We start from the raw sequence: 19,704 nt of genomic DNA, 5'->3' as shown, positions 1-19,704 counted from the left end.
TCCTTGCAGAGGTCAGTAGATGGGCCAGCAGCCCGGGGTCAACAGTTCGACGAGGTTGGCGTCCGGATCGCGGAAATAAACGCTGGAACCGCCCTTGGGCCACTCGGTGCGCCCCTCGATCTCGATGTGCGCTTCGTGCAGGCGTTGTTCCCATTCGGGCATGTCCTGTTTGTCCACGGCAAAACAGATATGGATCCGTCCGCTGGCGTCGTGGGGCGGTATTTCGCCACCGCTCAGGTATTTGGTGTGCACGGAGGCGCCCCGTTTGAACAGCAAGAGAGTATTCTGCTGACCAACGTTCATTGCGACGAGTACGTTGCTCTCGACCATGGTCTCCAGTTGCAGGTGTTCGGTATAGAACCTCTTGGCCCGGTCCAGGTCATCTACGTACAACGCGGTTTCAATGATTCGTCTGAGTTGAGGCATGGGTCGCTCCTTGTGGGATGTCGCTCCCTGAAATGGAATTCAAAAAAATGGTCACAGTGTTATTGCGCAACATCGATTTGAACCTGTTGGTGGTGCTTGACGCACTGCTCACCGAAAAACACGTGACGCGCACCGGCACGCGCTTGCACCTCAGCCAGCCGGCGATCAGTCACTCGTTGAGCAAATTGCGGGTGTTGCTCGATGATCCGATCCTGATCCGCGAGGGCAACGAAGTCGCGCTGAGCGCCCTGGCGCAGAACATCCAGGGACCTTTGCGCGAGATTCTGAGCCAGGTCGAAACGCTGTTCGGCAAGTCCATCGACTTCGACCCCGCCAGCTCCCAGCGCACCTTTCATATGGCGATGTCCGATTACGGCGCCGCGATTGTGCTGCCGCGCCTGCTGGAGCGGTTGCGCCGCTATGCGCCCAACACCACGCTGATGGTCACCCAGGGCAGCCGCCATGCGATGTTCGAACAGGTGGCCCAGGGCAAGATCGACCTGGCGCTGGGGGTGTTCCCGCAGTTGACCACCGACGTGTCCATGGAGGTGCTGTTCGAAGAAAGCTTCTCCTGCCTCATGGACCGGCGCACGCTGCCCAAGGACGGTCTGTTGCGCCTGGAGAGTTACCTGGAACGTCCGCATATCCAGGTGTCGATGGACGGTGGCACCAATGGCGAGGTCGACAACCTGCTGCGGGCCGAGGGCCTGCGTCGACGTATCGTGGTGAGCGTGCCGCACTGGCGTACGGCACCGAGCATGTTGCACAACACCGACCTGATCCTCACCGTGGCCACCCGCACCCTGGATGAGGCACGGCACAACCCCGACCTGGTGCAATTGCCGCCGCCGTTTCATATCCCGCGCTTTCCGTTCGTGCAGATCTGGCATCAACGTTTCCGTGACGATCAGGCCCATAACTGGTTGCGCGAGCAGGTCAGGCAGGTGGTGACTCATACCGCATCCGCAAGTTGATCGGGGCGCAACCGCAGGCGTAGGTCGGGGCCCAGCTGGGTCACGTCGTAGAGGATGAAGTCCACGGAGTGCGCCAGGTTGTCCAGCGCTGGAAAGTGCACCAGCGGACGCGCCAGATCGCCCAGCAGGCGTGGCGCCATGTACAGCAGCAATTCGTCCACCAGTCCGGCGCGCAGCAGGTTGCCGGCCAGCGTCGGCCCGGCTTCGACCATCACATCGTGCAGGCCGCGGGCGCTGAGCTGTTCCATCAGCGCATGCAGGTCCAGGCCCTGTTGGTCGCCTTGCAGGCGCAGTACACGTTCGTCGGGCGTGCCTTCCGGCGCGTGCTGTTCGTGCACCACATGCAGGCTTGGCGCTTGATCGTCGAACACCCGGGCGGTGGCCGGCACCCGGCCCTGGCTGTCGAGAATGACCCGCACCGGGGCGATGGCCTCGGCACTGGCCAGCTCACGTACGGTCAGGGATGGGTTGTCCGCCAGCACCGTGCCGCTGCCGGTCAGGATCGCAGCGCTGCGTGCGCGCCAGTACTGCACATCGGCGCGCGCGCGGGCGCTGGTGATCCACTGCGACTGGCCATTCTGCAGCGCAGTGCGACCGTCCAGGCTCATGCCCATTTTCAACTGCACCCAGGGCCGCTGGCGCTTGACCGAGGATAGAAACCCCCGGTTCAGCTCCCTGGCCGCGGCACTGAGCAGCCCCACCTTGACGTCGATGCCGGCCTCGCGCAGTTGCGCGATGCCTTTGCCGTCGACCTGTTTGAACGGGTCTTCGTGGGCGACCACGACACTGGCGATGCCGGCGTCGATCAGCGCCTGGTGACAGGCACCGGTGCGACCGACATGGCTGCACGGTTCCAGCGTCACGTAGGCGGTGGCGCCCTTGGCCAATGCGCCGGCCTGCCGCAGCGCGAACACCTCGGCGTGCGGACCGCCCGCACGCCGATGCCAGCCTTCGCCGACGATGTGCCGCCCGTGGGCGATCACGCACCCGACCCGAGGATTAGGCCAGGTGGAGTGACTGCCGCGTTCGGCCAACGACAATGCATGGTGCATGTGTTGAAAGTCGACTTCGCTGAAGTGGGTCATGGCAGCTGACGCCGTGCCGAAGCTCCTGTCGCGATCGGGTAGATGCGACCGTCATAGGCGCTGGCCAGGAACCCGCTGCCTTCGGCGTCGTGGGTCAGGCAGGAAATGCCGCTGGCGGTGATTTTCTCCACCGTGGTCCAGCTGCGCTTGGCCAGGTCGAACACCGCGACGGTGCCGCCGTAGCTGCCGGTGGCGATCAATTGCTGATCCTTGGAAATCGCGATGCACTTGATCGAGTGGGTATGCGGCGTGTCGTAGACCTCGTTGAACCCTTCCTGCCACAGACGCAGTTTCAAGTCGCGGCCGATGCTGGCAAAGCCGCCCTGGATTTGCGTGCAACCGTTGGAAATACGGTCATGGGCCTTGTCGAGGTAGGCCTCCAGCTCGAAGTCTTCGATACGGCAGAACGCTGCCGCCGCCGTGGCGCAGACGCTGAACAGGTATTTCTCGTCGGCGGCAATGCCCTTGATCGCGTTTTCGTGCATGCGCACTTCACGCAGAAACTGTGGGGTTTGCCCGTCCAGGTTGAAGATCAGGGCTTCGCCGGTGTAGGTGCCGATGGCCGCATGCAGCTGGCCGTTGCGGGTAAAGGTGGTGCCGCAGTTCAGCGGTGAGCGGTGCTGGTACAGGGTGTCGCCGGTCTTGGCGTCGAACACCGTGCCCATCTGGCCACCGGTCAGCACGCTGTTACCGAATGGCAGCAGGAAGTTGCACAGGCTGCCGGCACGGGTACTCGCCTGGCCGTTGATTTGCAGAATGCCGGCGTCGCCGATGCTGTAGATGTCGTTGCCCACCACGGCCACGGCGTTCAGGCTGATCGCCGGTTCGATGCCTGTCACATCCCATTGCTGGGTGCTGAAATCCCAGGTGGCGTAGCTGGAACCGAAGGTCACGAAGGCAATGCGGCTGTTGCCCAGCAGGGCGCAGCTGCGTGGCCAGATGATGCTGGGCAGCGAGGTCTGGGCCGTTTTCACCAGTTGGTTATCGGCTGTCAGTTGCCACAGCATCACGCAGCGGTCGTAGCTCAGGCTGACCAGCAGGCGTTGTGCGTCGTTCCAGACGATGCGTTTGATGCCGGCGGCATGGGCGGGTTGCAGGTGGGTGCCCTGACGGCTGATGACCGAGATCTTGCCCTCGTCGTCACCGGCAAAGATGGTGCCTTCCTGGGAGATGGCGATGGTGTCGGTTTCCACGCCACCCAGGTCGATGGTTTCCAGTTGCTCGCCGGTGGCGGCATTCCAGCGACGAATGGTGCCGTCGTCGCTGCTGGAGACCAGGCTGTCGCCATCGGCCGCCCAGCACACGGAAATGACATCGGCTTCATGGCCGGTCAGGATCCGTTGAACCTGGCCGCTGAGGTTGAACAGGCGAATGGTGTGGTCACGGGAGCAGGTCGCGATGGTTTGCCCGTCCGGAGAAAAGGCGGCCATTTCGATGTCGTCGTCATGCCCGACCAGCACGCTTTTCAGGCGCAGCGACGGGATTTCCCAGACGCGGGCGGTGTAGTCGCTGCTGGCGCTGACCAGCAACGTACCGGTGGCGTTGAAGGCGCACTGGTTGGCCAGGTGGTCGTGGAGGACCCGCTGGATCGGCGTCTTGGTCTGGGCATCCCAGAGGATGACCTGATTGTCGTAGCCGGCGGTGGCGACATAACGATCGTTGAACGTTGCGATACCACTGATAGGGCCAAAGTGTCTCATGGTTCATTATCCTTAATGCAGAAGTTGGCGGTGGAAGTTGAACGGGGCCGCCGCATTACTTGATCAGGTTAATCAGGTGGTTTTTCTTGTCGACTTTTGCTTTTAGATAGTGAGTGTTATGCCGGGTGACAAACACGCCGGTCGGAATGACGTCGTCGACAATAATGTCGTTGTCTTGCAGCGCTTTGACTTTGTCCGGGTTGTTGGTGATGAGTTTGCAATGATGCACGCCCAACGCTTTCAACATATTGGCGGCCATTGAAAAGTCACGGTCATCTTCCGGGAAGTTGAGGTGCGTATTGGCCTCGAATGTATCCATGCCGGTATCTTGCAGGCGATAGGCATCCAACTTTGCATACAAGCCGATGCCCCGGCCTTCCTGGCGCAAGTAGATCAAGTAACCGCCACTTTCCTGCATGCGCAAGATGGACTCGTTCAATTGCGGGCCGCAATCGCAACGCTGGGAACTGAACACGTCACCGGTCAGGCATTCCGAATGAATGCGCACCAGCGGGCTGTTTTTATTCGGTGGGCCGAGTTTGATCACAATATGTTCGTGCTCGGTCTCTAAACCGCTGAAGGTATAAAAAGTGCCAGGGCAGGAACTATCGTCCAGCGGGATATCAACATGGTTGCGTACACTAAGGCTATTCATCGCAATTCCTTCCACCCCTTAAAGGAGTGTGTGTTTGTTTTGAATGAGGGAACAAGCTGTCGTTACAGGGTTTGCGCGAGACGGAAACCCATGACGTAAATCTCGCGCGGGTACTTACCGTGGCGTCGACAATTGCGGGTCAGGTCTCGAAAACGGGTGAAGCTGCCACCGCGCGCAATGCGGTGGGTGCCGACAACGGTAACCAGGTCGTCGGTAATGGCATCGCCTCCGGGGTAGGGGGCGTAGTCATTGGCGACGTATTCTTCGACGTTCCCCGCCATGTCCAGGCAGCCGAATGGTGAGGCGCCTTCCACCAGCAACCCCACCGGGGTCGTGCTGAACAGGCCCATTTCGGCGGTGTTGGCGTGGCCCGGCAGGAAGTGCGGGCCCCAGGGGAACTCCAGGTTGTCAGGGCCTGCCGCAGCGAACTCCCACTCGGCTTCGGTCGGCAGGCGGAATGCCTTGCCGCTCGCTTTGGCCAACCAGGCGACGTAGGCGTCGGCATCGTCGGCGCTGATCCCGTAGACCGGATGGTTGGAGCGTTCATGGGGGAATTGCCCGAACGCCCAGCTTTCGGGAATGCGTACCTGATCGGTGGCTTCCAGAAAGGCTCGGTATTCCAGGTTGGTCACCGGGTATTTACCGATGGCATAGGGGGCCAGTTGCACGGCGTGGCGCGGGACTTCCTTGGCGATCCAGTCGCGATCGAGCCCCAACCCGCGCATCTCGTGCATCACGCGGTCGACTTCGGCGCCTGCGAGGCCGATCTGCACGGCGCCACCCCGGATGCGAATCATCGGTGGGTTGAGCACGTCGATCCGCGGGTCGGCCGTCTGGGCCAGCAACTGCGCGGCGGCGTAGCGCCAGGCCAGGCTGCACGTGGGGTTTTCCACTCGGCTGGCCAACTGCTCGGCGGACTCTTCGGCGACCTGGCGCCAGGACGACAGCGGTAATTTCAGGTTAAGGCTTTCCTGAAAGTGCTCCGGCAGGCCCATCAAGAAGCGGTCTGTCATGTCGGCGGTCAGGAGACCCTCAAACGTGGGCCAATGATTGAAGCCATTGGGGTTCATAGCGCAGGTTCCGGCAGGTGAGCGGAGGAGGCGGGCGCGGGGTGACGCGCCCCGCCGTCTTTAGAGGGTGCAGACCAATCCGGTCTGCAGGCAGTTACGTTCGAAATCGTCCCAGTAGCCTTCGGCGTAACGGGCGCGCTCGGCTTCGCTGATGAGCGGTTTCTGCCATTGCAGGCGAGAGAAACCGGCTTTCATGATGGCGTGCTCGTACAGCTCGCGGCTCCAGCGATGGAAGGTGAAGGCGCTGGGCGGCTGGGTGACGAATTCGGCGTGGTGGCGGAAGCCGCCTTCGTGGGGTTCTTCGGTCAGCACGTGCACGCCGTACTTGGTGAAGTTGCCGCGCTTCAGTTCGAACGTCGGCTCTACGGTGTAGGCCACCACCCGGCCACCGGGTGCCAGGTTTTGTGCGGCGACCTTGAACATCTTGTCCAGCTCGGCCGGCGACTGTGCGTAGTTGAACAGCCAGGCCGCGGTGATCAGGTCGAACTTGCCGATCTGGCCCAGTTCGCTGATGTCGCTGACGTGGTATTCGATGGCCTCGTTGTTGCGCGCCGATTCCTTGCGGGCCAGGTCGATCATGGACGCTGAAATGTCCACGCCCACCACTTTGCTGGCGCCCTGGCGATACAGCTCACGCCCGAAAAAACCGAAGCCGCAGGCCAGGTCCAGGACGGATTTGTTTTTAACGTCGCCCACCATGTGGAAGAACGTCGCGGTTTCCACGGAACGTTGGGAGGCGGTGTCGGTAAAGGCTTCGAAACGCTCGCCAATGGAATCGTAAGTTGCAGTTTGAGTTGTCATTTTCCACCTATGAAAGTTGAAACGTTCGTCAATCCCTGACTCGGGAACAGGAAGCGGGCTTCTGTGTCGGTGCCCCGTATTGCTTTATTAACTGCGTGTGGTGATCAAAAAGCCGCCGATCACCACAATGGCGCCAATCAACTTGTTCAAGTTGAATGGCTGGCGCGGGAAACCCATCAAGCCGAAATAGTCAATCAGCATGGAGATGATAAGTTGCCCAACTAATACGGCCATGATGAAGTTCAACGCACCGAGGCGAGGCGCCATCAATAACGCGACCGTGATATAGAACACACCCGCCACACCCCCCATCCATATCCACCAGGGGCCTTCTTGTGCCGTCGAAATATTGGGGCGCGGTGCCTTCACGACGGTAATAACGACGATAAGAACCAGCAGGCTGACCAATAATGAAACAGCGGTGGCCCACAGCGGATGCCCAAGCAAGTTACCCAACTTGGCGTTGGTGCCGGCTTGAAGAGGAACTGCAAAACCGGCGAGCAAACTGAGCAGGATGAAATAGAAGATGGACATGAAGTGGGGTTCCTTTTTTTGGAAAGTTTTACGGAGATTGTGTTTTTGGCGCCAATTCTTTGTTCTGATGGGTTGTATTCGCGACACTGATCAACCCCAAGTTGTGGCTATTGGCTATCCACGCTCAGGCCCCGACTTGAACGTGTGCAATCTGACCATCGGGTTTACAATCGGCGCTCCTGATCAGGAGTACCGCTGTGCTGACCCATCTCGATTCCCAAGGACGCGCCCACATGGTCGACGTCACCGACAAGGCCGTGACGTTCCGTGAGGCGGTGGCCGAAGCGCGCGTGCGCATGCTGCCCGAGACCCTGAAAATGATCGTCGACGGCGCCCATCCCAAGGGCGACGTGTTCGCCGTGGCGCGCATTGCCGGTATCCAGGCCGCCAAGAAAACCAGTGACCTGATTCCCCTGTGCCACCCGCTGATGCTGACTGGCGTGAAAGTCGAACTCAGTGCCGACGGGGCCGATGCCGTGCATATCCTGGCGCGCTGCAAATTGTCCGGCCAGACCGGCGTGGAGATGGAAGCCCTGACCGCGGCCAGCGTCGCGGCACTGACGATCTACGACATGTGCAAGGCCGTGGACCGTGGCATGACCATCGAAACCATTCGCCTGCTGGAAAAGCTTGGCGGCAAGAGCGGACACTTCAAGGCGGACCGGCCATGAGCATCAACGTATTGTTTTTTGCGCGTTACAGCGAAGCCATCGGTTTGGATTCTTTGGAGATGGAGGGCGAATTCGCCACCGTCGATGCTGTACGCCTGGCGCTGGCCAGTGACCCGGATTTCCAGGTGCTGAACGAAACCAGCCTGATGTGCGCGCGCAACCAGGAGCTGTGCGGCCTGGGTGAGCCACTGCTCGCCGGCGACGAAGTGGCGTTCTTCCCGCCCGTGACCGGAGGCTGACCATGGCCATTCGGGTGCAGGCCCAGGCGTTCGACCCTGGTGCGGAGGTCAACGCGATGCACGCGGCGAATGTCGGCGTGGGCGCGGTGGTGAGTTTTGTTGGCTATGTGCGCGACTTCAACGACGGTCGCGACGTGGCGGGGATGTTCCTCGAGCATTATCCCGGCATGACCGAAAAGGCCCTGGCCAAAATCGCCGTCGAAGCCGAGCAGCGCTGGCCCTTGCTCAAGCTGGACGTGCTGCACCGCATCGGCGCCCTGGAGCCGGGCGAGCCCATCGTGTTTGTCGGCGCCGCCAGTGCTCATCGCCAGGCGGCGTTCGATGCCTGCGCCTTCGTGATGGATTATTTGAAGACCCGCGCGCCGTTCTGGAAGAAGGAAATCACCCCCGAAGGCCCGCGCTGGGTCGAAGGGCGCGACAGTGATCACGCTGCCGCGGATCGCTGGAAGTAACTACCCCAGTCGCCCAGGAGAGAGCATCGCCTCGGTCAAGCCCAGTGCGCCCAGCGCGCCGGGCAATGGCTCGCCACGCACCAGCGCCGCGCTGGCCTGGCCCATGGCCGGTGAGGTCTGGATGCCGTAACCGCCCTGGGCGGCGACCCAGAACAGCCCCTCCACGTGTGGATCGAACCCGCACACCAGGTCGCCATCGCGGACGAAACTGCGCAACCCCGCCCAGCTGCGGGTCGGGCGGCGAATGGTCAGGGTAGTGGCTTCTTCGATCTGATAAATACCCATGGCGATGTCCAGCTCTTCGGGCTGTACGTCATGGGGGTTTACCGGGTCGGCGTTGGCGGGCGAGCCGAGGAACATGCCGGCGTCCGGTTTCATGTAGAACGAGCCGTCCAGCGCTGCCAGTTCGGGCCAGTTCTGAATGTCCACATCGGGCGGCGGGGGAAAGGTGAAGGCGCTGCGGCGCTTGGGTTGCAGGCCGATTCCACGTGAGCCGGCCAGGGCGCCGATGCGATCGGCCCAGGCGCCGGCGGCGTTGAGGATGACCGGTGCGCCGAACGGCTGTTGCGACGTCTCGACGTGCCATACGCCCTGGCTGTCACGCGTCAGTTGCCGCACTTCGCTGTCGGTATGGATCTCTCCGCCGTTGCGGCGAATGCCACGCAGGTAGCCTTGGTACAGGGCGTCGGTGTCGATGTCGCAGACGGTGGGATCAAAGATCGCGCCGTGGAGCTTCTCCGGGCGCAGGATCGGCATCATCGTCATGGCTTCATCGGCGTCGAGCAGGCTGGCCTCGGGCGCCATCGCACGGATGTTCAGGTATTGGCGCTGCAACTCATCGCGGTCGCCGATGAAGTCCACCAGCAGCTCGCCCCGTGGCGTGAGCAGCGGGTGTTCACTGAACCCGGCGGGCGGCTGGTCGAAGAAGGCACGGCTGCCCAGGGTCAGGGCGCGCACCTGGGGCGTACCGTAGGCGGCGATGTACAGTGCTGCCGAGCGCCCGGTGGCGTGATAGCCCGGTATCGATTCACGCTCCAGCACGATGACGCGTGCGTGCTGTGACAGCCAGTAGCCGGCGGATGCGCCGGCAATGCCGCCGCCGATGATGATGTAGTCGGCGTGATTCATGGTTCCTCCTGGAATCCTCATTTCAAAGCACCGCCAAACAAGTGTGGGAGCTGATTTGCCTGTGATTCAAACACCCCGGTGTGTCAGTGACACCGCAGTGATGCTATCGCAGGCAAGCCAGCTCCCACATTGGATCTCTATCGCAGGTCAGCAAAGTGCCCGGCATGATGGTGCAGTTGACAGGGGCTTTCCAGACACTGCAGTCCTCTGTGGGAGCTGTCGAGCCCCGGCGAGGCTGCGAAAGCGGTGGGTCAGGCGGCCCGACAAGCCAGCTCCCACACGTCTACTGCTTTCAGCCTTGAGGGCGTTTGCGCTCCACGGCGCGCAACAGGTGCGTCGGCGGCGTCTCACAGCTGATCTTGCGGCCCAGCAGCGCTTCGATCGACGGCAACTGGTACGAGTCATCTTCACCGGCAAAGCTGATGGACACGCCTGCGGCGCCCGCGCGACCGGTACGGCCAATGCGGTGCACGTAGTCGTCCGGCACTTCCGGCAGGGTGAAGTTGATCACGTGGCTGATGCCGTCGATGTGAATGCCGCGGCCGGCCACATCGGTGGCCACCAGCACACGGATCTTGCCTTCGCGGAAGCCTTCCAGGGTCTTGATCCGCTTGTGTTGCGGTACGTCACCGGACAGCTGCGCGGCGTTCACACCGTCGCGCACCAGGCGTTCCTCGATGCGGCGCACTTCGTCCTTGCGGTTGGCGAACACCATCACGCGCTCCCAACCGTTGTCGTTGACCAGGTTGTAGAGCAGCTTGTACTTGTCGGCACCGGCGACGGCATAGATGTGTTGTTCGACGTTCTCGCTGGCGACGTTTTCTGCCTCGATCTCCACGATGGCCGGGTCGGTGGTCCACTGGCGGGCCAGGTTCATCACGTCATCGGTGAAGGTTGCGGAAAACAGCAGGGTCTGGCGTTCGCTTTTCGGTGGCGTCTGGCGAATGATCTGGCGCACTTGCGGGATGAAGCCCATGTCGAGCATGCGGTCGGCTTCGTCCAGCACCATCACTTCGACCATGTCCAGGTGCACGTCGCCGCGCTGGTTGAAGTCGAGCAGACGGCCCGGCGTGGCCACCAGGATGTCGCAGTGACGCGCTTCCAGGTGCTTGAGTTGCTTGTCGAAGTCCATGCCGCCCACAAACGTCATCACGTTGAGGCCGGTGTACTTGGTGAGGTCGGCGGCGTCCTTGGCGATCTGTACCACCAACTCCCGGGTGGGCGCGATGATCAGCGCGCGGGGCTCACCCATGTAGCGCTCTTTCGGCGGTGGCGTCTGCAGCAACTGAGTGATGGTCGAGATCAGGAACGCGGCGGTCTTGCCGGTACCGGTCTGGGCGCGACCGATGGCATCTTTGCCCGCGAGGGTAAAGCCCAGCACCTGGGCCTGGATCGGGGTGCAATACGGGAACCCCAGGTCTTGGATGGCGTGCATCAGTTCCGGGGCAAGTTTGAAGTCGTGGAAGCGGGTCTTGCCTTCCTGGGGTTCGACGACGAACTCTTCGAGCTTCCAGGGTTTGGCCGGTGGCTTGGGTGCGCGTTCCCGGCGTGGCTTGGCAGCCGGTGCGGGGGCGGCTTGCGCTGGCTTGGCCTGTTCGGGCGCGGTCGCCGGCGGCTTCGCGGGCTCGGCGGCAGGTGCGGTCCGGCCTGGCTGTTTACCGTCATTGCGGCTGCCGGGCGTGGGGACAGGGGCACTGGGAACAGGCGCGAGCGGCTCAGCCTCGCTTTTACCGAACATCTTCTTGAGTGCTTTGAGCACGGTGATCTCATTAATTGGTTAAGGAATGTACGCCGGCCAGTGTAATGCAAGAATCGGGCGCGGCGTAGTGTGTCTGTCAGTTGGCTACATAAACACGGGTTTCAGCCCAGGCGAGCGCTCAACCACGCACCTATGTCACGTATCTCTTCGGGTAACACTTCGTGGCCCATTGGGTAGTCTTGCCATGTCACGGTGACACCACGGTGTTTCAAATGCTCATAGGCGCTGCGTCCCATGGCGTTCTGGACCACATCGTCGTACTGGCCGTGCAGGCACAACGTCGGAATGCGTTGTTGGCTGGCGGACAATTCCAGTTCTTCACTGAACGTGGGGGCGTAGGTGGAGAGGGCGATCACGCCACCCAAAGGGCCTTCCCAATTCAAAAACGCGGTATGGAAAACCACCGCGCCGCCCTGGGAAAAACCGGCGAGAAAAATCCGCGAAGCGTCTATTCCGGTTCTCTTCTGTGCCTCGATCAGATCCGTGACGGTCTTCGCCGACACTTCCAGCTCTTCCAGACTGATGGAGCGGGCCGGGCTCATGGCCTTGATGTCATACCAGCTGGGCATCTCGTAACCGCCGTTGATGGTGACGGGGCGGGTCGGTGCCTGGGGCAAAACGAAGCGGGTGGACAACAGGGTTTCCTGCAGGGCTTCGGCCACCGGCAGAAAGTCGTAGCGATCGGCACCCAGGCCATGCAACCAGATAACGCAGGCGTCTGCGGTCTTGGCGGGCTGAAGAATCAGGGGTTCGGTCATGTCTGCTCCATAAAAGTGCGCTCGCTCCGATTGGGTGCGTCGGAACGGTGCGCAATAGGTTTATCTGTTAAGAGAATGTCGCACGGTTGAATCTTTTTCTATTGACCACCGTGTGAATTGACTCGGCCTGCACTCTGGTACGGGCCTTGCTATGTGTTGTTCGATGTCAGAACTATCGCGTGACGGTAACACTATCAGTGACGGCCGCTTGTGGGATAGCCACTGGAATTACTGCGAAAACCTCATGTCGCTTGACCTAAAAAAAGCCAACACAGGTCAATACCGCCTCAAAAGGGTGCGCTGGGGTTCGAGCTCCGACACAACAAGAGCAAACTGGAGGTTTGAATGAAGGTATTGAAATCCACCCTGGCCATCGTTTCCGCGGCGGCAGTGCTGGGTGTCAGCGGTTTCGCCCATGCCGGCGCCACCCTGGACGCCGTGCAGAAGAAAGGTTTCGTGCAATGTGGCGTGAGTGACGGTCTGCCGGGTTTCTCGGTACCGGATGCCAGCGGCAAGATCCTGGGGATCGACGCTGACGTGTGCCGCGCTGTCGCTGCCGCCGTGTTCGGTGACGCGACCAAAGTCAAATTCAGCCAGTTGAATGCCAAGGAGCGCTTCACCGCGCTGCAATCCGGCGAAGTTGACATCCTGTCGCGCAACACCACCATGACCAGCTCCCGCGATGCAGGCATGGGCCTGAAATTCCCGGGCTTCATCACCTACTTCGACGGTGTTGGCTTCCTGGTGAACAACAAGCTGGGCGTGAAGAGTGCCAAGGAGCTGGACGGTGCGACCATCTGCATCCAGGCCGGTACCACCACCGAGCTGAACGTCTCCGACTACTTCCGCGCCAACAACCTCAAATACACCCCGATCACCTTCGATACCTCCGATGAAAGCGCCAAGTCGCTGGAATCCGGTCGTTGCGACGTGCTGACCTCCGACAAGTCCCAGCTCTACGCACAGCGCAGCAAGCTGGCCTCGCCGAAGGACTACGTGGTACTGCCGGAAACCATTTCCAAGGAGCCTCTGGGCCCAGTGGTACGTAACGGTGACGACGAGTGGCTGGCCATCGTGCGCTGGGTAGGCTACGCGCTGCTCAACGCCGAAGAAGCCGGCATCACTTCGAAAAACGTCGAAGCTGAAGCCAAGTCCACCAAGAACCCGGACGTTGCCCGTCTGCTGGGTGCTGACGGCGAATACGGCAAAGACCTGAAAGTGAAGAAAGACTGGGTCGTGCAGATCGTCAAGCAAGTGGGTAACTACGGTGAAATCTTCGAGAAAAACCTCGGCAAGAGCACCCCGCTGGAAATCGACCGCGGCCTGAACGCGCTGTGGAACAACGGCGGCATTCAATACGCACCGCCTGTGCGCTGATCGCTGATGGTTCTGTCACCCGGTGGCCAGCCACCGGGTGATGTTCTGTTCCATTATTTTCGGGGCAATCCATGCAAAATCAAATCAGCGCACCCAAGCAGAAGCTCAGCTTCAGCGATCCCAAAGTGCGTGCGTGGCTCTTCCAGATCATCACGATCGTGGCAGTGGTCTCGCTGGGCTGGTACTTGTTCAATAACACCCAGACCAACCTGCAACACCGGGGCATTACCTCGGGTTTCGACTTTCTTGAGCGCAGTGCCGGCTTTGGCATCGCGCAGCACCTGATCGACTACACCGAATCGGACAGCTATGCCCGGGTCTTCGTGATCGGCTTGCTCAATACCTTGCTGGTGACGTTCATCGGCGTGATCCTGGCGACCCTGCTCGGGTTCGTCATCGGCGTGGCGCGGCTGTCGCCCAACTGGATGATCAACAAGCTGGCGACGGTGTACGTGGAAGTGTTCCGCAACATCCCGCCGTTGCTGCAGATCCTGTTCTGGTATTTCGCGGTGTTCCTGACCATGCCGGGGCCGCGTAACAGCCATAACTTCGGTGACACCTTCTTTGTCAGCAGCCGTGGCCTGAACATGCCGGCAGCGATTGCCGCCGACGGGTTCTGGCCATTCGTGGTCAGCGTGGTGGTGGCCATCGTCGCGATCGTGCTGATGGCGCGCTGGGCCAACAAGCGGTTTGATGCCACTGGCGTACCCTTCCACAAATTCTGGGCGGGCCTGGCGCTGTTCATCGTGATTCCGGCGTTGTGCGCCTTGATCTTCGGTGCGCCGCTGCATTGGGAAATGCCCAAGTTGCAGGGCTTCAACTTTGTCGGCGGCTGGGTACTGATCCCGGAGCTGCTGGCACTGACCCTGGCGCTTACGGTGTACACCGCCGCATTCATCGCCGAGATCGTGCGCTCGGGCATCAAGTCCGTCAGCCACGGCCAGACCGAGGCCGCGCGTTCGCTGGGCCTGCGCTCGGGTCCGACGTTGCGCAAGGTCATCATCCCGCAAGCGCTGCGCGTGATCATTCCGCCGCTGACCAGCCAATACCTGAACCTGGCGAAAAACTCGTCGCTGGCCGCCGGTATCGGTTACCCGGAAATGGTTTCGCTGTTTGCCGGCACGGTACTCAACCAGACCGGCCAGGCCATCGAGGTCATTGCCATCACCATGAGCGTGTACCTGGCGATCAGCATCAGCATTTCCCTGCTGATGAACTGGTACAACAAGCGCATTGCGCTGATCGAGCGGTGAGGAAACCTGCATGACTTCACATACTTTCAAACCTGACATGCCGCCGCCGACCAAAGTCTTCGGCCCGGTGGCGTGGATGCGCACCAACCTGTTCTCCAGCTGGCTCAACACCCTGCTGACCCTGTTGGCGATCTACCTGGTGTACCTGGTGGTGCCGCCGATCCTGCATTGGGCCATCCTCGATGCCAACTGGGTGGGCACCACCCGCGCCGACTGCACCAAGGAGGGCGCCTGCTGGGTGTTCATCCAACAGCGTTTCGGGCAGTTCATGTACGGCTACTACCCTGGCGAGTTGCGCTGGCGCGTGGACCTGACCGTGTGGCTGGCCATCGTCGGTGTGGCGCCGTTGTTCATCTCGCGTTTTCAACGCAAGGCGGTCTACGGCCTGAGCTTCCTGGTGCTGTACCCGATCATTGCGTACTTCCTGCTGCACGGCGGTCTGTTCGGCCTGAGCACCGTGGCGACCAGTCAATGGGGCGGCCTGATGCTGACCCTGGTGATCGCCACGGTCGGCATTGCCGGTGCGTTGCCGCTGGGGATCGTGCTGGCCCTGGGGCGGCGCTCGAACCTGCCGGCGATCCGTGTGATCTGCGTGACGTTCATCGAGTTCTGGCGGGGTGTGCCGTTGATCACCGTGCTGTTCATGTCCTCGGTGATGCTGCCGCTGTTCCTGCCCGAAGGCATGAACTTCGACAAGCTGCTGCGGGCGCTCATCGGTGTGATCCTGTTCCAGTCGGCCTACGTGGCCGAAGTGGTGCGCGGTGGTCTGCAAGCCATTCCCAAAGGGCAGTACGAAGCCGCCGCCGCGATGGGCCTGGGCTACTGGCGCAGCATGGGCCTGGTGATTCTGCCGCAAGCCCTGAAGCTGGTGATTCCGGGCATCGTCAACACGTTTATTGCGCTGTTCAAGGACACGAGCCTGGTGATCATCATCGGCCTGTTCGACCTGCTCAACAGCGTCAAGCAAGCGGCTGCCGACCCTAAATGGCTGGGCATGGCCACCGAAGGCTATGTGTTCGCCGCCCTGGTGTTCTGGATTTTCTGTTTTGGTATGTCGCGCTATTCCATGCATCTGGAACGCAAGCTCGACACAGGCCACAAGCGTTAGGAGTTTTTCTGATGAGCGAAGCAATCAAAAAGCCTGTGGGCTCTGAAGGCATTATCCAGATGCAGGGCGTCAACAAGTGGTACGGCCAGTTCCACGTGTTGAAAGATATCAACCTCAACGTCAAGCAGGGCGAGCGTATCGTGCTGTGTGGCCCGTCGGGTTCGGGCAAGTCCACCACCATCCGCTGCCTCAACCGCCTGGAAGAGCACCAGCAAGGCCGCATCGTGGTCGATGGCGTGGAACTGACCAACGACCTCAAGCAGATCGAAGCGATCCGCCGTGAAGTCGGCATGGTGTTCCAGCACTTCAACCTGTTCCCGCACCTGACCATCCTGCAGAACTGCACGCTGGCACCGATGTGGGTACGCAAGATGCCCAAGCGCAAGGCCGAAGAAATCGCCATGCATTACCTGGAGCGCGTGCGCATCCCGGAGCAGGCCCACAAGTTTCCGGGGCAGCTTTCCGGCGGCCAGCAACAGCGTGTGGCGATTGCCCGCGCGCTGTGCATGAAGCCGAAGATCATGCTGTTCGATGAGCCGACTTCGGCACTCGACCCGGAGATGGTGAAGGAAGTGCTCGACACCATGATCGGCCTGGCCGAAGACGGCATGACCATGTTGTGCGTGACCCACGAAATGGGCTTTGCCCGCACCGTGGCCAACCGCGTGATCTTCATGGACAAGGGCGAAATTGTGGAGCAGGCGGCGCCGAATGACTTCTTCGACAACCCGCAGAATGACCGGACCAAGTTGTTCTTGAGCCAGATTCTGCATTGATCGAAGCGTGAATGAATAAACCCGGCCCGGTGCCGGGTTTATTTTTGCCTGTTGTTTTCAGGAGGCTTGCGCTGCGAGCTGTTGCGCGTCTTTCGCGATGAGCAGGCGGTTCAGGTCATCACCGACAGCAAGGGCTTTTACCTCGGCCAGCAGGTGCGGATGTTTATCCAGCAGGCGCATCAATGTGAGCAACGGTTCCGGCGGAAAAATCTCCGCCCGTTCATAGCGAGAGAATGCATTGTGCCCGCGGACGGTGAAGAGCCTCACTGCTTCTTTTCCTGCTTAAGAACCGTAGTGCGTTGCCTTTGTAGGTAATTCCAAATAGGCTGTAGGAAAATTCATCCTATGATTGGACGAAAGCGTAAAACCCATGACAGACATCGCCCCTCTGATAAAACGCTCCCTGGTCGACCAGGCGCTGGAGCAGTTGCGCCTGCGCATCAGCCAGGGCGTATGGGCCATTGGTGAGCGCCTGCCCACCGAGCCTGAGCTGTCCGCCGAATTGGGCATCAGCCGCAATACCGTGCGCGAGGCCATGCGTGTGTTGGCGTTTTCCGGGTTGATTGAAATCCGCCAGGGCGACGGCAGTTACCTGCGCTCGATGACCGACCCGCTGGGCACGCTGCGGGCGTTGTCCCACTGCACCCTGGAGCAGGCGCAAGAGACGCGGCAGATTCTGGAAGTGGAGGCGATCAGCCTCGCGGCATTGCGTCGAACCGAGGAAGACCTCAACGGTTTGCGCGAAGCGCTTGAAGCCAGCGGCGAGCTGTATCACGGTGACCTCGAGGCCTACATCAGCGCCGATCTGGTCTTCCACAAACGCCTGGTGGACGCGGCGCACAACCCGGCCCTGAGCGAGTTGTACCAGTACTTTTCCGCCATCGTCGGCGCCCAATTGCGCCAGACCTTGAACATCACCCCGCGTCGCCAGGCAGTGTTCGACCTGCATATCGCCTTGCTCGAAGCCGTCGAGAACCAAGACCCGGAACGCGCCAAATCCCTCTGCCGGCAGTTGATCAATGAACCCTGAAACCAAACTTGAAGAACTGCTGATCGACGCCGAAGCCGACGACGAGGTGGTGCAACACACCCCACCCGCCATGAGCCGCCCCTGGTTGCTGATCCTGGGGCTGATTCTGGTGGCGATGAACCTGCGCCCGGCGCTGTCGAGCCTGTCACCGTTGCTCAATGACGTCTCGGCCAGCCTGGGCCTGTCGGCAGCCAAGGCCGGTCTGCTGACCACCTTGCCGGTGATGTGCCTGGGCCTGTTCGCGCCATTGGCGCCGATCCTGGCCCGGCGTTTTGGCGCCGAGCGGGTGGTGCTGGGGATTTTGCTGACGCTGGCCGGCGGCATCATCCTGCGCAGTTCGTTCGGCGAGGCCGGGCTGTTCACCGGCAGCCTGATCGCCGGCGCCAGCATTGGCATCATCGGCGTGCTGCTACCGGGCATCGTCAAGCGTGACTTCGCCAAACAGGCCGGGACCATGACCGGTGTCTACACCATGGCACTGTGCCTGGGCGCGGCGCTGGCGGCGGGGGCCACGGTGCCGCTGAGTCATTTTTTCAGCAACAGCTGGACCTTCGGCCTGGGGTTCTGGATCGTGCCCGCGCTGGTCGCGGCGTTGTTCTGGTTGCCACAGGTGGGGCAGAAGCACGGCGCCCATCAAGTGGCGTACAAGGTCAAAGGGCTGCTGCGCGATCCGCTGGCCTGGCAGGTGACCTTGTACATGGGTTTGCAATCGTCCCTGGCCTACATCGTGTTCGGCTGGGTGCCATCGATCCTGATCAGCCGCGGCTTGAGCGCCACCGAAGCCGGCTTGCTGCTGTCCGGTTCGATCATCGTGCAACTGCTCAGCGCGCTGACCGCGCCGTGGCTGGCCACCCGGGGCAAGGACCAGCGCCTGGCCATTGTGGTAGTGATGCTGTTGACCCTGGGCGGGCTGTTTGGCTGCCTGTTTGCGCCGTTGGACGGGTTGTGGGGCTGGGCAATTCTGTTGGGCTTGGGCCAGGGCGGTACGTTCAGCCTGGCGCTGACCTTGATCGTGCTGCGCTCGCGGGATTCCCACGTGGCGGCCAACCTGTCGGGCATGGCCCAGGGCATCGGGTACACGCTGGCCTCATTGGGCCCGCTGGCGGTCGGTGTGTTGCATGACTGGACCGGTGGCTGGGGCGCCACCGGCTGGGTGTTCGGCGTGATCGGCCTGGGCGCGATCATCGCCGGGTTGGGGGCTGGTCGTGCCCTGTATGTCGGGGTGACCAGCCAGAAGGTTTAGAGGTAGAACATCGTCAGCGTACCCGAACCGTCGATGGGGACTTCTTCAGTGAGGGTCAGGCTGTTGGCGGGGGCTATCGTGACGGTCACCATCATTTCGGCGGTCACCGACTGCACCGGGATTGGCGCAAACGTGGCGTTGTCGGAGAACGAAGTGATGCGGTTCGGTCCCAACGCGTCGTGATACGTCCAGCTTGTGCCCCCGTCGAGTGAGTCGGTGCCTCTGCGGGGCACGCCATCGGCGATCACCTTGTCCAGCAACAACGACATCCCACCGAGTTTTTCGTTGCCGTTGATCAGGCCCAGGCCAAAATAACTGGGCTCTCCCGAGTAGTGTGACCCCGCACGATTGTCCTTTGCCGCAATGGCAATCAGGGTAGGGGCCTCACAGGTGAGGGTGAATGGCGTGACAAAATCACCCAGGTTTGTGGGGCGGTCGGGCTTCAGATCCTTGGCGGAAACCTTGCCCACGTCGAAGCTTCCGCTGTTGCCGAGGCTGGGTGAGCACGCGCTCGGAGTGATAGTACCGCGTACGGTCAGATCGACGCTGGAGGCTGCGAAGCCGGTGCTGCTGGCAGCGAACATCAGGCCCGCAATCAGGGTTTTCAGGGAGTTGCTCACAGTGTTGCTCCTATCTAGGGAAGGGATCGTTCAGGGTGTTACAGG

22 protein-coding genes are annotated in these 19,704 nt (G+C 61.3%); 10 read left to right on the top strand and 12 right to left on the bottom strand.

Going from position 1 to position 19,704, the window contains the following annotated elements; genetic code table 11:
- Window positions 1-12: 12 nt before the first annotated feature.
- The gene (locus ACW9IB_RS07120) at window positions 13-426 is read right to left on the bottom strand and encodes a VOC family protein (protein WP_457367071.1); all 414 of its coding nucleotides are present in this window, start codon (window positions 424-426) and stop codon (window positions 13-15) included.
- A 47-nt stretch (window positions 427-473) separates the two neighbouring features.
- Between ACW9IB_RS07120 and ACW9IB_RS07115 the strand changes: the two genes are divergently transcribed.
- The gene (locus ACW9IB_RS07115; RefSeq protein WP_457367072.1) at window positions 474-1,400 is read left to right on the top strand and encodes a LysR family transcriptional regulator; all 927 of its coding nucleotides are present in this window, start codon (window positions 474-476) and stop codon (window positions 1,398-1,400) included.
- Here ACW9IB_RS07115 and ribD read toward each other — a convergent pair.
- From ribD to ACW9IB_RS07085, 6 genes are all read right to left on the bottom strand, one after another.
- A complete protein-coding gene (ribD, locus tag ACW9IB_RS07110) occupies window positions 1,379-2,485 on the bottom strand; it encodes a bifunctional diaminohydroxyphosphoribosylaminopyrimidine deaminase/5-amino-6-(5-phosphoribosylamino)uracil reductase RibD (protein WP_457412946.1) in 1,107 nt (368 codons plus the stop codon). The genes ACW9IB_RS07115 and ribD overlap by 22 nt on opposite strands.
- On the bottom strand, window positions 2,482-4,185 hold the full coding sequence (locus ACW9IB_RS07105; protein WP_457412945.1) for a WD40 repeat domain-containing protein: 1,704 nt from the start codon (window positions 4,183-4,185) through the stop codon (window positions 2,482-2,484). Before ACW9IB_RS07105 ends, ribD begins: the two co-directional genes overlap by 4 nt.
- Window positions 4,186-4,240: 55 nt before the next feature.
- Window positions 4,241-4,840, bottom strand: coding sequence for a GTP cyclohydrolase II (locus tag ACW9IB_RS07100; RefSeq protein ID WP_457367075.1), 600 nt, complete (start codon window positions 4,838-4,840; stop codon window positions 4,241-4,243).
- Between the two features lie 62 nt (window positions 4,841-4,902).
- A complete protein-coding gene (locus ACW9IB_RS07095) occupies window positions 4,903-5,910 on the bottom strand; it encodes a formylglycine-generating enzyme family protein (protein ID WP_457367076.1) in 1,008 nt (335 codons plus the stop codon).
- Between the two features lie 60 nt (window positions 5,911-5,970).
- Complete coding sequence (locus ACW9IB_RS07090) at window positions 5,971-6,711, bottom strand: class I SAM-dependent methyltransferase (RefSeq protein ID WP_457367077.1); 741 nt, start codon at window positions 6,709-6,711, stop codon at window positions 5,971-5,973.
- An 87-nt stretch (window positions 6,712-6,798) separates the two neighbouring features.
- The gene (locus tag ACW9IB_RS07085) at window positions 6,799-7,245 is read right to left on the bottom strand and encodes a DMT family transporter (RefSeq protein ID WP_457367078.1); all 447 of its coding nucleotides are present in this window, start codon (window positions 7,243-7,245) and stop codon (window positions 6,799-6,801) included.
- A 197-nt stretch (window positions 7,246-7,442) separates the two neighbouring features.
- Here ACW9IB_RS07085 and moaC point away from each other — a divergent pair, with 197 nt between their 5' ends.
- From moaC to moaE, 3 genes are read left to right on the top strand one after another with little or no spacing between them, the layout of a single operon-like run.
- Window positions 7,443-7,916, top strand: a complete 474-nt coding sequence (moaC, locus tag ACW9IB_RS07080; protein ID WP_457412944.1) for a cyclic pyranopterin monophosphate synthase MoaC — start codon at window positions 7,443-7,445, stop codon at window positions 7,914-7,916.
- Window positions 7,913-8,155: a MoaD/ThiS family protein gene (locus ACW9IB_RS07075; RefSeq protein ID WP_457412943.1), complete on the top strand. Its 243-nt coding sequence runs from the start codon at window positions 7,913-7,915 to the stop codon at window positions 8,153-8,155. The genes moaC and ACW9IB_RS07075 overlap by 4 nt, the downstream gene beginning before the upstream one ends.
- Before the next feature lie 2 nt (window positions 8,156-8,157).
- Complete coding sequence (gene moaE, locus ACW9IB_RS07070) at window positions 8,158-8,607, top strand: molybdopterin synthase catalytic subunit MoaE (protein ID WP_457412941.1); 450 nt, start codon at window positions 8,158-8,160, stop codon at window positions 8,605-8,607.
- Here the strand turns inward: moaE and ACW9IB_RS07065 are convergent, their stop codons facing one another.
- From ACW9IB_RS07065 to ACW9IB_RS07055, 3 genes are all read right to left on the bottom strand, one after another.
- The gene (locus ACW9IB_RS07065) at window positions 8,608-9,735 is read right to left on the bottom strand and encodes an NAD(P)/FAD-dependent oxidoreductase (protein WP_457412940.1); all 1,128 of its coding nucleotides are present in this window, start codon (window positions 9,733-9,735) and stop codon (window positions 8,608-8,610) included.
- Window positions 9,736-10,027: 292 nt separating this feature from the next.
- Window positions 10,028-11,500, bottom strand: a complete 1,473-nt coding sequence (gene rhlB, locus ACW9IB_RS07060) for an ATP-dependent RNA helicase RhlB (RefSeq protein ID WP_457412955.1) — start codon at window positions 11,498-11,500, stop codon at window positions 10,028-10,030.
- A gap of 95 nt (window positions 11,501-11,595) precedes the next feature.
- Window positions 11,596-12,252: an alpha/beta hydrolase gene (locus tag ACW9IB_RS07055; RefSeq protein WP_457367083.1), complete on the bottom strand. Its 657-nt coding sequence runs from the start codon at window positions 12,250-12,252 to the stop codon at window positions 11,596-11,598.
- Between the two features lie 345 nt (window positions 12,253-12,597).
- Between ACW9IB_RS07055 and ACW9IB_RS07050 the strand changes: the two genes are divergently transcribed.
- From ACW9IB_RS07050 to ACW9IB_RS07035, 4 genes are all read left to right on the top strand, one after another.
- Window positions 12,598-13,629, top strand: a complete 1,032-nt coding sequence (locus ACW9IB_RS07050) for an amino acid ABC transporter substrate-binding protein (RefSeq protein WP_457367084.1) — start codon at window positions 12,598-12,600, stop codon at window positions 13,627-13,629.
- Window positions 13,630-13,700: 71 nt separating this feature from the next.
- Window positions 13,701-14,882, top strand: coding sequence for an amino acid ABC transporter permease (locus ACW9IB_RS07045; protein WP_457367085.1), 1,182 nt, complete (start codon window positions 13,701-13,703; stop codon window positions 14,880-14,882).
- 10 nt (window positions 14,883-14,892) lie between these two features.
- A complete protein-coding gene (locus ACW9IB_RS07040) occupies window positions 14,893-15,990 on the top strand; it encodes an amino acid ABC transporter permease (protein ID WP_457367086.1) in 1,098 nt (365 codons plus the stop codon).
- An 11-nt stretch (window positions 15,991-16,001) separates the two neighbouring features.
- Window positions 16,002-16,766 (top strand): amino acid ABC transporter ATP-binding protein, encoded by a 765-nt coding sequence (locus ACW9IB_RS07035; protein WP_457412939.1) that lies wholly within the window; start codon window positions 16,002-16,004, stop codon window positions 16,764-16,766.
- A 57-nt stretch (window positions 16,767-16,823) separates the two neighbouring features.
- Here the strand turns inward: ACW9IB_RS07035 and ACW9IB_RS07030 are convergent, their stop codons facing one another.
- Entirely contained in the window at window positions 16,824-17,033 is a 210-nt protein-coding gene (locus tag ACW9IB_RS07030; RefSeq protein WP_457412938.1) for a type II toxin-antitoxin system MqsA family antitoxin, read from the bottom strand.
- A 103-nt stretch (window positions 17,034-17,136) separates the two neighbouring features.
- Between ACW9IB_RS07030 and ACW9IB_RS07025 the strand changes: the two genes are divergently transcribed.
- Both ACW9IB_RS07025 and ACW9IB_RS07020 read left to right on the top strand, forming a co-directional pair.
- Window positions 17,137-17,796, top strand: a complete 660-nt coding sequence (locus tag ACW9IB_RS07025; RefSeq protein WP_457367089.1) for a FadR/GntR family transcriptional regulator — start codon at window positions 17,137-17,139, stop codon at window positions 17,794-17,796.
- Window positions 17,786-19,039, top strand: a complete 1,254-nt coding sequence (locus tag ACW9IB_RS07020) for a CynX/NimT family MFS transporter (protein ID WP_457412936.1) — start codon at window positions 17,786-17,788, stop codon at window positions 19,037-19,039. Before ACW9IB_RS07025 ends, ACW9IB_RS07020 begins: the two co-directional genes overlap by 11 nt.
- Here the strand turns inward: ACW9IB_RS07020 and ACW9IB_RS07015 are convergent.
- Entirely contained in the window at window positions 19,036-19,659 is a 624-nt protein-coding gene (locus tag ACW9IB_RS07015; protein WP_457412935.1) for a DUF1120 domain-containing protein, read from the bottom strand. The two genes, ACW9IB_RS07020 and ACW9IB_RS07015, sit on opposite strands and share 4 nt — an antisense overlap.
- Between the last annotated feature and the right edge of the window lie 45 nt (window positions 19,660-19,704).

This window comes from Pseudomonas sp. SDO524_S393 (assembly GCF_054071875.1).
Note: the sequence above shows the minus strand (reverse complement) of the source record. Positions and strands in the feature narration are given on the sequence as shown.